Consider the following 13,672-nt stretch of genomic DNA (forward strand, 5'->3'; position numbering starts at 1 on the left):
CTATCGCTCCTGCTGGTAAGTGGGGTCGATGTGGTAACTGCCGGTCGTCTGGCTGTTGTTGCCAGCCTGACGGCCCTGCTGGATACCGCGTCGGAGGTTGGTCAGACGGCCGCGGACGTCGTCCGGCGCCCGCGAGACCTGCGGCCCCGCCTGCGCGTCGGCCTGCTGCTGCGCCGTGCCGGCCACGAGGTTCGCCCGCGGGACCCGGCGGGGCAGCCCCGACGTCGTGATGCCGCCGGCGGCGGGCTGGCGCACGCGCTCGGCCTGCCGCATCAGCTCGTCGTTCGGCGAGGACTTCCAGCTGACGGTCGGCATGGCGCCGGTCGCCGCCGCGGCGGGCTCGGCCGCCTGCTCCTGGCCGCGCTGCGGCAGCTGCTGCTGCGGGGCGGACTGCTGCGGCTGCTGGGGTACGGCCGGGACCTGCGCGGGGGGCTGCTGCCCCTCCTCGCGGAACCAGTTCGACTCCAGGGTGTCGAAGATCGGGCTGCGGGCGTCGCCCGAGCTCTGGGCCGGCGGCAGCGCCTCGGGCCGGTGGCCCTGCGGCAGCCGCGGAGCCTCGGGCCGCGCGGGCGGTACGGGTGCGTACTCGCCGCCCTGCTGCGGAGCCTGCGGCTGCATGTGCTGCGGCTGGGGCTGCTGCGGGACCTGCGGCTGGCGGGCGAACCCGCCGACACCGGGGCCGCCGGGCCGCTGGGGCTGGTAGCCGGGGCGCTCGAACTGGCCGGTGGCGGACGGGTCGATGGGACCCCGTACGTCCGGACGCTCGAACTGGCCGGTGGTGCTGCCCATGCCGTCGCCCTGGGGCATCGGCGCGTTGAAGTCCGGGCGCGCGAACTCGGCAGTCGAGCCGGGGCCCGAGAGCTCGTCGTGGCCACGGGCCTGGTCCGAGCCCCAGCTGGTGGTCTGCGGGCCGGGCAGCTCCGGGCGGGCACCGGCGCCGTCGCGCGGCTGCGGCCGGGGACCGCCCTGGGCCGGAGCCGCAGGACCGGTCGGCTGCTGCTGGTGCTGCTGAGCCTGCTGCTGGGGCTGCTGGGGCTGCTGCGGACGCTCGAAGCCGTTGCCCTGCGGGAACCCGGGCTGGCCGGACGCGGGACGGGACTGCGGGCCACCGCCGAAGCCGACGCTGGGGACCGGACCGCGGGTCGGCAGCGGGCTGCCGGCGCCGAAGGCGCCCTGACCCTGGCCCGCGGTGGTCGGACCGCCCTGCTGCGGACGCCCACCGGGAGCACCGGGGCCGCCCGGGGGCCGTTCGCCCTGCGAACGCTGCTGACCGGGGGCGCCGTCGCGTCCCGGCAGGGCGGCACGCTGGCCGCCCCCCGCGACCTGACCGCGCTGCGGGGCCCCGCCCACGGAAGGACGTCCGCCCGGACCGGGCACCGAGGCCTGGGCGCCGGGAGCGCCCTGGGCACCGCCCGGGCCGCCCTGACCCGGCGTCGGGCCCGGCTTCTTGCCGCCCTGGGCGACGTCCACCGGCAGCATGACGAGGGCCGTCGTACCACCTGAGTCGGAGGGGCGCAGCTGGATGCGGATGCCGTGTCGCAGGGACAGGCGGCCGACCACGAACAGACCCATGCGGCGGGAGACGGAGACGTCCACGGTGGGCGGCGACGCGAGCCGCTCGTTGATCGCGGCGAGGTCCTCCGGGGAGAGACCGATGCCGGTGTCGTGGATCTCGACGAGCACGCGGCCGTCGGGCAGCGCGTGACCGGTGACCTTGACCTTGGTCTGCGGGGAGGAGAACGAGGTGGCGTTCTCCAGCAGCTCGGCGAGGACGTGCACGAGGTCGTTGACGACGCGGCCGGCGACGTCGGTGCCGGGCACCGAGGCCAGCTCGACGCGCTCGTACTGCTCCACCTCGGACGCGGCGGCGCGGAGCACGTCGACCAGCGGGACGGGGCGGGTCCACCGGCGGCCCGGCTCCTCGCCCGCGAGGACGAGGAGGTTTTCGCCGTTACGGCGCATACGGGTCGCGAGGTGGTCGAGCTTGAAGAGGGAGGAGAGCTGGTCCGGGTCGGCCTCGCGCGACTCCAGTTCGGAGATGAGCGAGAGCTGGCGCTGGATGAGGCCCTGCGAGCGGCGCGAGAGGTTGGTGAACATCGCGTTGACGTTGCCTCGCAGGAGGGCCTGCTCGGCGGCGAGGCGGACCGCCTCGCGGTGCACGTCGTCGAACGCCGCGGCCACCTGGCCGATCTCGTCGCGGGTGTGCACACCGACCGACTCCACGGACGTGTCGACGTCCTGCGGGTCGGACTCGGACAGCTGCTTGACGAGCTCGGGCAGGCGGTCCTGGGCGACGCGCGTCGCGGTGTCCTGCAGGCGGCGCAGCGAGCGGATCATGGACCGGGCCATGACGAAGGCGCCGACGAGGGAGACACCGAGGACGAGGAGGATCAGCGCACCGTTGATGATGGCGTCCTGCTGGGCCTCGCTCTTCAGCTCGCGGGCCTTCTGCTCCATCTCCTCGAGCAGGGTCAGCTCGATGACCTTCATGGCCTGGAGCTTGGTGCCGTCCGCGTCGTACCAGTCCAGCCAGGACCGGTTCTTCTCGCGGAGGAATGCGTCCTGGCTGGTCAGCACGCGGCGTGCGTAGTGGTCGGCGCTGGAGATCTCCGAGTTGCTGTCGCCCAGACCGGCGAGGAGTTCCTCGGTGCGGCCCTGGTAGACGAGCTCGAAGGTGGTCTTCGCCTGCTGCTCGCCCTTCTGCGCGGAGAGGGCGTAGAGCCGGTCGTTCTCCTTGAGCTGACCCTGCTTCTCGTTGGTGTCGGGAAGCGAGGCGGCGATGATCGCGCGCTGGATGGAGGCGTACTCCTTGGCGGCGGAGAACGCGGCCAGGGCGCGGGTACGCTTGATCATCTCCGGGTTGGAGGTGGCCTGCGCCATGTCCTGGGAGAGCGAGAGCAGCGAGACGATCATCGCGTTGTACTCGCTGACGGTCTGCTGGGCGCCGGTGGAGTACGCCTTGCTGCGGACCGTCTCGATGTTCGCGATCTGACGGCCGATCTGCAGCACGTTGTTGCGGATCGACTTGAGGGTGTCGTCCTTCTTGCCCGTGCTGTCGACCCGGTCGGTCGCGGCGGTGAAGGCCTTGGCGGCGACATCGGTCTGCGCGCGGGCACTGTCGACCTGGCTGTTGCTCTTGCCCCCGGAGATCGTGAGCGGACCCGCGGAGAGGTCGCGCTCCTCCTGGAGCATGGCGGCCAGGTTGGTGGCCTGTCGCGTCATCGTCGTCAGCAGCTGCATGTGCTCGAGCTGCGCGATGTCGTTGAGCGAGTCGTTGATACGGAAGCCACCGAGCGTGGTGGCGGCGACGACCGGCAGGGTCAGCAGCGACACGAGTCGCGTGCTGATGCGCCAGTTCTGCATGGCGAGGCGGGATCCGGGCCCACTGGGGGCCTTCGGTATCGCCACGTCCTGCTCAGCCGGCCCGGCCTTGTCCTTGGACCTGGCCTTCAGGCTCTTCGAGCGGCCCTTCGCCGTCACCGCGGCGGAGGCGTCGGGGCGTGCGCCTTCGACAGCCGGCCCGCGGTTCTGGGCGTGCTGGGGCGAGGAGCCACGGTCGGTCCCGCCGCGCGGCTCCTGCTCCGCCGCAGCGCTGCCATCCCTCTTGAATCGTCCCTGCACTAGCGTCGCAACCTCTGGACCAGGCGTCCCGCCGGGCGACCGGCGGAACGGTGTCGAGTCGTGGGGCACTTTCGGCCCCATGGTGGTCGTCGGTGACCGGCGCGTCTCCCTTTCCTCCCGCCGCACGGCGCTGAGTCGCGCCACCTGCGCGCCGGACTGAGTCCCGCGGCGGTCCCGCGAATTCCAGCACAGTGGCGGATCTCCAACAAGGTGCGCGTGCCGGCCCGGAGAGTCGCTCACATCTTGTGACCGATGCATTACGCGATGTGCGACCGCATTCGGTTGAAATCGGACTTACGCCATCCAAACAACATGGTTGGCAAGGTGTCCCAGTCGCGATGATCAGGAGCGGAATGACGCATTCAGTGGCGCAATGTCCGTTTCGGCGGATCTCGTTGACTGTCCGTTATGGGGAAAATGTCTGGTCATGGGTGAGCAAACTCACATAGCCGTGGCCATTACTTCCCGGTTCGGCGGGGGATTCAGATGTTTAGCCTTGCCCCTTGAAGGGTTGGCGCCAGGGCTGGTGCGGGCGCCGGCCGACATCCACAGACCGAACCGAGGACCCCGAACTCCGATGAAGACGACGACGATGTTCCGCAACATAGCCAACCCCCGCCGCACCACCCTCGCGCACCTCAAGGACGCCGAGGAACTGCAGGCGGCCCCGGCCACCCCGGAGCACGCCGTCGAGCTGCCGACGCAGACCGCCAACCCCCGGCGCACGGTCCTGATGGACGCGCCGGTCGCCGCCGCGCAGTAAGCCGCCCGGCACGGAACGTGAAGCGCCGCTGCCCGCCGCGTTAGCCTGGGGACCGCAGACTCCAGCCAGCGGAAATACAGAGGGGCAGACGCAACACGTGCGCATCGCCAGGTTCTCGATCGACGGCAATGTCGCGTTCGGCGCGGTCGAGGGCGACGCCGCCCCCGGCAACGAAGCGTCGCTCGTGCTCGACATCATCAAGGGCATCCCGTTCGCGGACTTCGAGCTCTCGGGTACGAAGGTCCCGCTGAGCAAGGTCCGGCTCCTGCCGCCCGTGCTCCCGAACAAGGTCGTGGCCATCGGCCGCAACTACGCGGAGCACGCGGCGGAGCTCGGCAACGAGGTCCCGGACGCCCCCATCACCTTCTTCAAGCCGTCCACCTCCGTGGTCGGCCCGGGCGACCCGATCACCTACCCCTCCTTCTCCCAGGACCTCCACCACGAGGCGGAGCTCGCCGTGGTCATCGGCCGCATGTGCCGCGAGGTCCCCAGGGAGCGCGTCAAGGACGTCATCTTCGGCTACACCTGCGCCAACGACGTCACGGCGCGCGACGTCCAGCAGCGGGAGAAGCAGTGGGCCCGCGCCAAGGGCTTCGACAGCTCCTGCCCCCTCGGCCCCTGGATCGAGACCGACCTGGACCCGGCGGACCTGGCCATCCAGTGCACGGTCAACGGCCGACAGCGCCAGCTCGGCCGCACCAGTGACATGGTCCGCTCCATCGAGGACCTGGTCGTCCACATCACCGAGGCCATGACGCTGCTCCCCGGCGACGTCATCCTCACGGGGACCCCGGCCGGAGTCGGCCCCCTCAACGTCGGCGACGAGGTCGCCGTCACCATCGAAGGCATCGGCACTCTCACCAACAAGGTGATCAAGCGTGGTTAACGGACCTGTCCGCGTACGTTTCTGTCCCTCCCCGACCGGCAACCCCCACGTGGGCCTGGTCCGCACCGCCCTCTTCAACTGGGCGTTCGCGCGCCACCACGGCGGCACGTTCGTCTTCCGCATCGAGGACACCGACGCGGCCCGCGACTCCGAGGAGTCCTACGGGCAGCTGCTCGACTCGCTGCGGTGGCTCGGCTTCACCTGGGACGAGGGCCCCGAGGTCGGCGGTCCGCACGCCCCGTACCGCCAGTCCGAGCGCATGGACATCTACAAGGACGTCGCGCAGAAGCTGCTCGACGGCGGCTACGCCTACCACTGCTACTGCACCACCGAGGAGCTCGACGCGCGCCGTGCCGCCGCCCGCGCGGCCGGCAAGCCCTCCGGCTACGACGGCCACTGCCGCGAGCTCACCACCGTGCAGGTCGAGGCCTACCAGGGCGAGCACCGGCCCGCGATCGTCCGCTTCCGGATGCCCGACGAGCCCATCACCTTCACCGACCTGGTCCGCGGCGAGCTGACCTTCACCCCGGAGAACGTGCCGGACTTCGGCATCGTCCGGGCCAACGGCGCCCCGCTCTACACCCTGGTCAACCCGGTCGACGACGCGCTGATGGAGATCACGCACGTGCTCCGCGGCGAGGACCTCCTCTCCTCGACCCCCCGCCAGATCGCCCTCTACAAGGCGCTGATCGAGCTGGGCGTCGCCAAGAGCACCCCCGCCTTCGGCCACCTGCCGTACGTGATGGGGGAAGGCAACAAGAAGCTCTCCAAGCGCGACCCCGAGGCCTCGCTCAACCTGTACCGCGAGCGCGGCTTCCTCCCCGAGGGCCTGCTGAACTACCTCTCGCTCCTCGGCTGGTCCTTCTCCAAGGACCAGGACGTCTTCTCGATCGAGGAGATGGTCCAGAAGTTCGACATCGACGGCGTCAACGCCAACCCGGCGCGCTTCGACCTGAAGAAGGCCGAGTCGATCAACGGCGACCACATCCGCCTGCTCGACCCGAAGGTCTTCGCGGACCGCTGCGCCCCGTGGCTGCAGGCCCCGCACGCCAACTGGGAGCCCGAGGACTTCGACGCCGAGGCCTGGGAGCGCATCGCGCCGTACGCCCAGACCCGCGTCGGCGTCCTGTCGGAGATCACCGCCAACGTCGACTTCCTGTTCCGCAAGGAGCCCGTCGAGGACCGGGCCTCCTGGGACAAGGCGATGAAGGGCGAGCCCGCGGCCCTGCTGACCACCGCCCGCGAGAAGCTCGCCGGTGCCGACTGGTCGGACCCCGAGTCCCTCAAGCAGGCCGTCCTGACCGCCGGCGAGGCCCACGGCCTCAAGCTCGGCAAGGCCCAGGCCCCGGTCCGCGTCGCCGTCACCGGCCGCACGGTCGGCCTGCCGCTCTTCGAGTCCCTGGAGATCCTGGGCAAGGAGCGCTCGCTGGCCCGTATCGACGCGGCCCTGGCGAAGCTGGCCGGCTAGTGCCGCGTCAGGCGACGTTCGCCCCGTCGCGGCACTAGCCGGCCCGCGCATCCGCACGTCCCGCAGGGGGCGGCGCCCGAACTCCGGGCCGCCGCCCCCTGCGCCGTTGTCGGCGGTGGCCCCGAAGCTCCGGCGGAACCGAACCCGCCCCGGGCCGCTACCGCGCCGAGGGGCAGGCCACGGGTTTCGGGACGGACTTCCTCATCGTGCCCACCGAGCGGGTGCCCGCGGCGTAGGCTCGGGCGTATGCCGATCCGCGCCGTGCTGTGGGACATCGACGACACCCTCTTCGACTACACGGGAGCCGACGCGGCCGGACTCGCGGCGCAACTGGAGGCCGTCCGGCTCGCGGAGCGGTACGGCACCCCCGTGCAGGCCCTCGCGCGCTGGCGGGAGATCACCGACCGCCACTGGGCGCGCTTCGCCGCGGGGGTGGGCACCTTCCAGGGGCAGCGGCAGGAGCGGGTACGGGAGTTCCTCGACGAGCCCCGCATGACCGCGGCCGAGGCCGACGCCTGGTTCGACAGTTACGTCGAGCACTACAAGGCCGCCTGGACCGTCTTCCCCGACGTGGTGCCGGCGCTCGACGCCCTCGCGGCCGACTACCGGCACGGGGTGCTCTCCAACTCCTCCACCGCCAACCAGGACCCCAAGCTGCGCCATCTCGGGCTGCGCGAGCGCTTCGAGGTGCTGGTCTGCGCCGTGGAGCTCGGCGTCAGCAAGCCCGAGGCGGAGGCGTTCCTCGCCGCGTGCGAGGCGCTGGGACTGCCGCCCGAGGAGGTGGCGTACGTGGGGGATCAGCCCGAGATCGACGCGCGCGGCGCCCGCGACGCGGGGCTGCTGGCCGTCTGGATCGACCGGGACGGCCTCCGGGGGCCCGGCCCCGAGGGGGCGCACCGGATCGAAGGCCTTGACCGGCTGCCCGAGCTGCTGGCACGGGATACCCGTTTTGGAGCACGGTCAGGCATCCGGTAATGTTCTTTCTGCGCCGCCGGAGCGGGCCGAAAGGCCGGACGGAGGCGCCACTCGAAGGAAAAGCCCCCAAAGGCTTGACTTTCGGTGGGGTATAGTGTAATTGGCAACACGAGGGTTTCTGGTTCCCTTATTCTAGGTTCGAGTCCTGGTACCCCAGCGCAGTGCAGTAGTAACGCAGTGCTTTGCCCCCGTTGTGTAGCGGCCTAGCACGCCGCCCTCTCAAGGCGGTAGCGCCGGTTCGAATCCGGTCGGGGGTACAGATCCTTCCCGCAAGATCTCCATTGGGTAGCTCCCGGACGTCTTGATGCAGGATCGCTAGGGCCCCCGTTGTGTAGCGGCCTAGCACGCCGCCCTCTCAAGGCGGTAGCGCCGGTTCGAATCCGGTCGGGGGTACTGGTCTGGTATAGACCACATTGGGCTATGGTGTAATTGGCAACACGAAGGTTTCTGGTTCCTTTGTTCTAGGTTCGAGTCCTGGTAGCCCAGCGCAGTACAGAGCAAGCCCCCGTTGTGTAGCGGCCTAGCACGCCGCCCTCTCAAGGCGGTAGCGCCGGTTCGAATCCGGTCGGGGGTACGCATCGAAGAGGCCCTCCGCGTTCGTCGCGGAGGGCCTCTTCGCTGTGTGCCGACGGCTGTGCCGGTGCGGACGCGAGCGACGTAAGTACGGGCCCGGAGGCGCGTGTTCGGACGTGTGCGGCGTCGAACGCGCCCCCGGGCCCGGGGCGGGCAGGTGGGGTCGGGCGTCAGCTGGAGCGGCGCAGCGCCTCCGTGAGCCGGGCGGCCGCGTCGATGACGGCCTGGGCGTGCATCCGGCCCGGGTGGCGGGTCAGCCGCTCGATCGGCCCGGAGACCGAGACGGAGGCCACCACGCGGTTCGACGGCCCGCGCACCGGCGCCGAGACGGACGCCACGCCGGGCTCCCGCTCGCCGATCGACTGCGCCCAGCCGCGGCGCCGGACGCCCGAGAGCGCCGTGGCCGTGAAGCGCGCGCCCTGGAGGCCGCGGTGGAGCCGCTCGGGCTCCTCCCAGGCCATCAGGATCTGCGCGGCCGAACCGGCCTTCATCGGCAGGGTCGAGCCCACCGGGACGGTGTCGCGAAGGCCGGACAGCCGCTCCGCGGCCGCCACGCAGATGCGCATGTCTCCCTGACGGCGGTAGAGCTGCGCGCTCTCGCCCGTCACGTCACGGAGGTGGGTGAGTACCGGTCCCGCCGTGGCCAGCAGGCGGTCCTCGCCGGCCGCGGCGGCGAGCTCCGCCAGCCGCGGACCGAGGATGAACCGGCCCTGCATGTCCCTCGCCACCATCCGGTGGTGTTCCAGTGCCACGGCAAGGCGATGTGCCGTGGGTCGTGCGAGCCCTGTCGCCGCGACCAGCCCGGCGAGGGTGGCCGGACCGGACTCCAGTGCGCTCAATACCAGAGCTGCCTTGTCGAGAACGCCGACGCCGCTAGAGTTGTCCATGAAACGATATTCGCGTCTCACACTGTGAAACGCAAGTTCAATTTTTCCAAGAACCAGCGAGTCTGTATGTGCGGGTCCACGAACCACTGGGTCCGAGCCGTCGTCCGGGACGTGGGGTACGGGCGTCAGGCGCACGAATCTCTATGAAGCGCCGGCACAACCTCGCCGGCCGGAGGGAAAGCGATGGGTAGGACACTCGCGGAGAAGGTCTGGGACGACCATGTCGTCCGGCGCGCCGAAGGCGAGCCCGACCTCCTCTTCATCGATCTGCACCTGCTGCACGAGGTGACCAGCCCGCAGGCCTTCGAAGGACTGCGCCAGGCCGGCCGCAAGGTCCGACGCCTCGACCTCACCATCGCGACCGAGGACCACAACACCCCCACCCTCGACATCGACAAGCCGATCGCCGACCCGGTCTCCCGCGCCCAGCTGGAGACGCTGCGGGCGAACTGCGCCGAGTTCGGCGTCCGCCTGCACTCGCTGGGCGATGTCGAGCAGGGTGTCGTCCACGTCGTGGGACCGCAGCTGGGCCTGACCCAGCCCGGCACCACCGTGGTCTGCGGCGACTCGCACACCTCCACCCACGGCGCTTTCGGCGCGCTGGCCTTCGGCATCGGCACCAGCCAGGTCGAGCACGTGCTGGCCACCCAGACGCTGCCGCTGGCCCGCCCGAAGACGATGGCGATCACTGTCACCGGCGAGCTGGCCGAGGGAGTCACCGCGAAGGACCTGATCCTGGCGATCATCGCCAAGATCGGCACCGGCGGCGGCCAGGGCTACATCCTGGAGTACCGCGGCGAGGCCGTCGAGCGGCTCTCGATGGAAGCCCGCATGACCATCTGCAACATGTCGATCGAGGCCGGCGCCCGGGCGGGCATGATCGCCCCCGACCAGACCACCTTCGACTACCTCCAGGGCCGTGACCACGCGCCCGTGGGCGAGGACTGGGACGCGGCCGTCGCGTACTGGAAGACCCTGCGCACCGACGATGACGCGGTCTTCGACGCGGAGGTCGTCATCGACGGCTCCGCGCTGTCGCCGTTCGTCACCTGGGGCACCAACCCGGGCCAGGGCGCGCCGCTGTCGGCGCACGTCCCCGACCCGGCTTCGTACGAGGACGCTTCGGAGCGGCTCGCGGCCGAAAAGGCCCTGGAGTACATGGGGTTGACCGCCGGGCAGCCGCTCCGCGACATCAGGGTCGACACCGTCTTCGTAGGTTCCTGCACCAACGGCCGCATCGAGGACCTGCGCGCCGTCGCCGGGATCATCGAGGGCCGCAAAGTCGCCGACGGCGTACGGATGCTGGTCGTCCCGGGCTCGGTCCGTGTCGCCCTCCAGGCCGTGGAGGAGGGCCTGGACAAGGTCTTCAAGGAGGCCGGCGCCGAATGGCGGCACGCGGGCTGTTCGATGTGCCTGGGCATGAACCCCGACCAACTCGCGCCCGGTGAGCGCTCCGCGTCCACCTCCAACCGCAACTTCGAGGGCCGGCAGGGCAAGGGCGGGCGCACCCACCTGGTCTCCCCGCAGGTGGCCGCCGCCACCGCGGTGCTGGGCCATCTGGCCTCGCCCGCCGACCTGTCCGCCGCCGACGCGACCGCCGGAGTCTGAAACCATGGAAGCCTTCACCGTCCACACCGGCCGGGCCGTCCCGCTGCGCCGCAGCAACGTCGACACCGACCAGATCATCCCGGCCCACTGGCTAAAGAAGATCACCCGCGACGGGTTCGAGGACGGGCTCTTCGAGGCCTGGCGCAAGGACCCGGAGTTCGTCACGAACCGCCCCGAGCGCGCCGGGGCGACCGTGCTCGTCGCCGGCCCCGACTTCGGCACCGGCTCCTCGCGCGAGCACGCCGTATGGGCCCTGCAGAACTTCGGCTTCAAGACGGTCATCTCCTCCCGCTTCGCCGACATCTTCCGCGGGAACTCGCTGAAGAACGGCCTGCTGACCGTGGTGCTCCCGCAGGAGACCGTCGAGCAGCTGTGGCAGCTCACCGAGGCCGACCCCACCGCCGAGATCACGGTCGACCTGGTCGACCGCCAGGTGCGCGCGGAAGGCGTCGTGGCCGAGTTCGAACTCGACGACAACGCCCGCTGGCGTCTGCTGGAAGGCCTGGACGACATCTCGCTCACCCTTCAGAACGAAGCGGACATCGCCACCTACGAAAGCGCCCGCCCGGCCTTCAAGCCGCGCACGATTCAGGCCTGATTCCAGCCTGATCAGCGCTTATTCACCCTTGGGTGATCACATGGACAACACTGTGCCCCCCGCCTTCCGGCGGGGGGCACAGCCGTTTGTTGAGGCCCCGTGAGGCGACAACTCGCCCCAGATGGCACAATCTGTGCATGGAACGCGACAGTCAACTCGAGCTCTACGAGCTCGTCGCGGACCGGCTGAAAAAAGCACACACACGGGTGCGCTCACTGCAAGTCCCGGAGGGCGTAAGGATGGCGCTGTCCCGGAAGCTGTTGGTCGTCACGGCCGCGGCGAAGCATGATCTCGCCGATGCGGCAAGGCGCCTGGACAGGTTGATGAAGGACCTCGACGAGGGTCGATTCCCTGAAGGCGACTGATGCGAAGGAACTCCGTAACCGCCTCCGGCGTTGCGGCACTAGGGTGATTAGCCCGTTTCGTGTTTGATTTGCGGTATATATCCGCCTAACGTGCGAAATAAGCTTGAACACATTCGTTCTGGCGATGTCTCCGAAGGGGAAGACGTGAACAAGGCGCAGCTCGTAGAAGCGATTGCCGACAAGCTGGGCGGCCGCCAGCAGGCCGCGGACGCTGTCGACGCGGTACTGGACGCGATCGTCCGCGCTACCGTCGCGGGCGACCGGGTCTCGGTCACGGGCTTCGGCTCGTTCGAGAAGGTCGACCGTCCGGCCCGTTACGCCCGCAACCCGCAGACGGGTGAGCGCGTCCGGGTCAAGAAGACCTCCGTGCCCCGTTTCCGCGCCGGCCAGGGCTTCAAGGACCTGGTCAGCGGCACCAAGAAGCTGCCCAAGGGTGGCGAGGTGTCGGTGAAGAAGGCGCCGAAGGGCAGCCTCAGCGGCGGTGCCTCCGCGACGGTCAAGAAGGCCGCGGCGAAGAAGGCCACCACCGCCAAGAAGACCGCGGCGAAGACCGCGGTCGCAAAGAAGACCACGGCGAAGACCACCGCGACCGCCAAGAAGACGGCCGTGAAGAGCACGGCCACGGCGAAGAAGGCGACGGCCACCGCCAAGAAGGCCACCACCGCCAAGAAGGCCACGGCCGCGGCGAAGAAGACCACCGCCGCCGCGAAGAAGACCGCCCCGGCGGCCAAGAAGGTCACCGCAGCGACGAAGGCGCCGGCCAAGAAGACGGCGACCCGCAAGGCCACCGCGAAGAAGACCACCGCCCGCAAGAAGTAAGGGCACGAGTCACACACGCCGGGCCGGCTTCCCCTCTCTGGGGAAGCCGGCCCGCGGTGCGTTCCGGGGCCGCCGGCCGCCTCGCGGGCGCCGCGGCCGACCGGTTCAGAAGGTCTGGAGAGTGACCAGGGTGATCCGCAGGTCCGCGCCCTTGCCGTCGGTCTCGATCCGGACCCGCTGTCCGGGGCGCAGCAGCCGCAGGCCGCCCGCGTCGAACGCCGGGGCCTCGAAGGACACCGGGGTGCCGTCGTCCAGCAGCACACTGCCGCTGCGGGTCTGGGAGTCGTACGTGTACGCGGTCGCCTGCATACCCGCACTGTATCGGGCCGTGTGACGCCCCACACCGAGGGCGAGCGCCGTCCGCAGGTCGGCCGCGGTGTCCACGTCCCGGCGCACGCTGTCCACGTCCGCCAGTGCGATTTCCACCGCTCCCGAGGCGGAATGCCTGGCCCGCGACGGCCCTCCGAAGGAGGGGGCCAATTCCACGTCCGGTGCTGCGGAAAGCAAGGTCGTCCCGATTCCGGCCGCATCCGCCAGAAATGCCCGTGGAAATGCCGAGGCGTTTTCGAGCACGCGTAGCAATTCGGGGGGCCGCAGCGCCGGCAGGTCGGCGTTCATCGCCGCGACCGCGGCGGCGGGCCGCCCCTCGCGCGCCGCCCGTGCGCCGTGCGCCAGCGCCGCGTTGAGCCCGGCCGCAGGGGCGTCCGGGACGATCCGCGCCCCCAGCCTGGCCAGTTCCGCACCGGCTCCGGCGTCGTCCGTGACGACCACCACATCCGCGACCGCGGCGCAGGCCAGCGCCCCCGCGACGGTGTCCTGGGCGAAGGCCAGGGCGAGCCCCGGACGGGAGGCCCCCACGGCAGCGGCGAGCCGGCTCTTGGCCACCGACAGCGGTTTCAGCGGGACCACCAGACTCCAGACGGCGTTCGTGACAGACCCCTTCCCTCCGGTGCGCCCCGGCCCCTCCCCGCGCCAAGGCCGGGTCATGGCCGGGTCATGTGTGGCCCCATTGTCGCCCCCGCCCGGGCAGGGGCGGGAGTCCGGCGGCCTGAGCGGGGCGTACGGTGTTCTCGACAGAGACCGGGCCCGGGGTGACACTTGTCCGGCCG

10 protein-coding genes, 5 tRNA genes and 1 pseudogene are annotated in these 13,672 nt (G+C 70.6%); 13 read left to right on the top strand and 3 right to left on the bottom strand.

What is annotated here, in order from left to right; translation table 11 throughout:
• Positions 1 to 3,621, bottom strand: coding sequence for a nitrate- and nitrite sensing domain-containing protein (locus ACFWFZ_RS05370; RefSeq protein WP_387116941.1), 3,621 nt, complete (start codon positions 3,619 to 3,621; stop codon positions 1 to 3).
• Between the two features lie 577 nt (positions 3,622 to 4,198).
• On the opposite strand from ACFWFZ_RS05370, the gene ACFWFZ_RS05375 reads away from it, so the two are divergent.
• The 9 genes from ACFWFZ_RS05375 (at position 4,199) to ACFWFZ_RS05415 (ending at position 8,287) form a co-directional block, all read left to right on the top strand.
• Positions 4,199 to 4,384, top strand: coding sequence for a hypothetical protein (locus tag ACFWFZ_RS05375; protein WP_046776288.1), 186 nt, complete (start codon positions 4,199 to 4,201; stop codon positions 4,382 to 4,384).
• Positions 4,385 to 4,481: 97 nt separating this feature from the next.
• Entirely contained in the window at positions 4,482 to 5,270 is a 789-nt protein-coding gene (locus tag ACFWFZ_RS05380) for a fumarylacetoacetate hydrolase family protein (RefSeq protein WP_387116944.1), read from the top strand.
• Positions 5,263 to 6,738, top strand: coding sequence for a glutamate--tRNA ligase (gene gltX / locus ACFWFZ_RS05385; protein ID WP_387116947.1), 1,476 nt, complete (start codon positions 5,263 to 5,265; stop codon positions 6,736 to 6,738). Before ACFWFZ_RS05380 ends, gltX begins: the two co-directional genes overlap by 8 nt.
• A gap of 246 nt (positions 6,739 to 6,984) precedes the next feature.
• Positions 6,985 to 7,713 carry an HAD family hydrolase gene (locus ACFWFZ_RS05390; protein ID WP_387116950.1) on the top strand — a complete coding sequence of 243 codons (729 nt, stop codon included), beginning with the start codon at positions 6,985 to 6,987 and terminating at the stop codon, positions 7,711 to 7,713.
• An 85-nt stretch (positions 7,714 to 7,798) separates the two neighbouring features.
• A tRNA-Gln gene (locus ACFWFZ_RS05395) sits at positions 7,799 to 7,870 on the top strand.
• Positions 7,871 to 7,897: 27 nt separating this feature from the next.
• A tRNA-Glu gene (locus ACFWFZ_RS05400) sits at positions 7,898 to 7,970 on the top strand.
• Positions 7,971 to 8,033: 63 nt separating this feature from the next.
• A tRNA-Glu gene (locus ACFWFZ_RS05405) sits at positions 8,034 to 8,106 on the top strand.
• A gap of 21 nt (positions 8,107 to 8,127) precedes the next feature.
• A tRNA-Gln gene (locus ACFWFZ_RS05410) sits at positions 8,128 to 8,199 on the top strand.
• 15 nt (positions 8,200 to 8,214) lie between these two features.
• A tRNA-Glu gene (locus tag ACFWFZ_RS05415) sits at positions 8,215 to 8,287 on the top strand.
• A gap of 169 nt (positions 8,288 to 8,456) precedes the next feature.
• On the opposite strand, the gene ndgR is transcribed toward ACFWFZ_RS05415, so the two are convergent.
• Positions 8,457 to 9,173, bottom strand: a complete 717-nt coding sequence (gene ndgR / locus ACFWFZ_RS05420; RefSeq protein ID WP_112450208.1) for an IclR family transcriptional regulator NdgR — start codon at positions 9,171 to 9,173, stop codon at positions 8,457 to 8,459.
• 183 nt (positions 9,174 to 9,356) lie between these two features.
• Here ndgR and leuC point away from each other — a divergent pair, with 183 nt between their 5' ends.
• The 4 genes from leuC to ACFWFZ_RS05440 all read left to right on the top strand — a co-directional run bounded on the left by leuC (position 9,357) and on the right by ACFWFZ_RS05440 (position 12,563).
• Positions 9,357 to 10,781 (top strand): 3-isopropylmalate dehydratase large subunit, encoded by a 1,425-nt coding sequence (gene leuC / locus ACFWFZ_RS05425; RefSeq protein ID WP_387116955.1) that lies wholly within the window; start codon positions 9,357 to 9,359, stop codon positions 10,779 to 10,781.
• Between the two features lie 4 nt (positions 10,782 to 10,785).
• Positions 10,786 to 11,379, top strand: coding sequence for a 3-isopropylmalate dehydratase small subunit (gene leuD / locus ACFWFZ_RS05430; protein WP_387116958.1), 594 nt, complete (start codon positions 10,786 to 10,788; stop codon positions 11,377 to 11,379).
• A 137-nt stretch (positions 11,380 to 11,516) separates the two neighbouring features.
• Complete coding sequence (locus ACFWFZ_RS05435; RefSeq protein ID WP_387116961.1) at positions 11,517 to 11,744, top strand: hypothetical protein; 228 nt, start codon at positions 11,517 to 11,519, stop codon at positions 11,742 to 11,744.
• 144 nt (positions 11,745 to 11,888) lie between these two features.
• Positions 11,889 to 12,563, top strand: a complete 675-nt coding sequence (locus ACFWFZ_RS05440) for an HU family DNA-binding protein (RefSeq protein ID WP_387116964.1) — start codon at positions 11,889 to 11,891, stop codon at positions 12,561 to 12,563.
• Between the two features lie 309 nt (positions 12,564 to 12,872).
• Here ACFWFZ_RS05440 and cofC read toward each other — a convergent pair.
• Positions 12,873 to 13,550 (bottom strand): annotated as a pseudogene (cofC, locus tag ACFWFZ_RS05445) (2-phospho-L-lactate guanylyltransferase); the annotation flags it as partial.
• Positions 13,551 to 13,672 lie beyond the last annotated feature (122 nt).

The sequence above is a fragment of the Streptomyces sp. NPDC060232 genome (assembly GCF_042726555.1).
Taxonomy (GTDB): Bacteria; Actinomycetota; Actinomycetes; order Streptomycetales; family Streptomycetaceae; genus Streptomyces.

What these genes read in the sequence shown, in the direction of transcription:
- ACFWFZ_RS05375 (WP_046776288.1), top strand. Translation starts at nt 4,199, where the DNA reads ATGAAGACGACGACGATGTTCCGCAACATAGCCAACCCCCGCCGCACC.
- ACFWFZ_RS05390 (WP_387116950.1), top strand. Translation starts at nt 6,985, where the DNA reads ATGCCGATCCGCGCCGTGCTGTGGGACATCGACGACACCCTCTTCGAC.
- ndgR (WP_112450208.1), bottom strand. Translation starts at nt 9,173, where the DNA reads ATGGACAACTCTAGCGGCGTCGGCGTTCTCGACAAGGCAGCTCTGGTA.
- leuC (WP_387116955.1), top strand. Translation starts at nt 9,357, where the DNA reads ATGGGTAGGACACTCGCGGAGAAGGTCTGGGACGACCATGTCGTCCGG.
- leuD (WP_387116958.1), top strand. Translation starts at nt 10,786, where the DNA reads ATGGAAGCCTTCACCGTCCACACCGGCCGGGCCGTCCCGCTGCGCCGC.
- ACFWFZ_RS05435 (WP_387116961.1), top strand. Translation starts at nt 11,517, where the DNA reads ATGGAACGCGACAGTCAACTCGAGCTCTACGAGCTCGTCGCGGACCGG.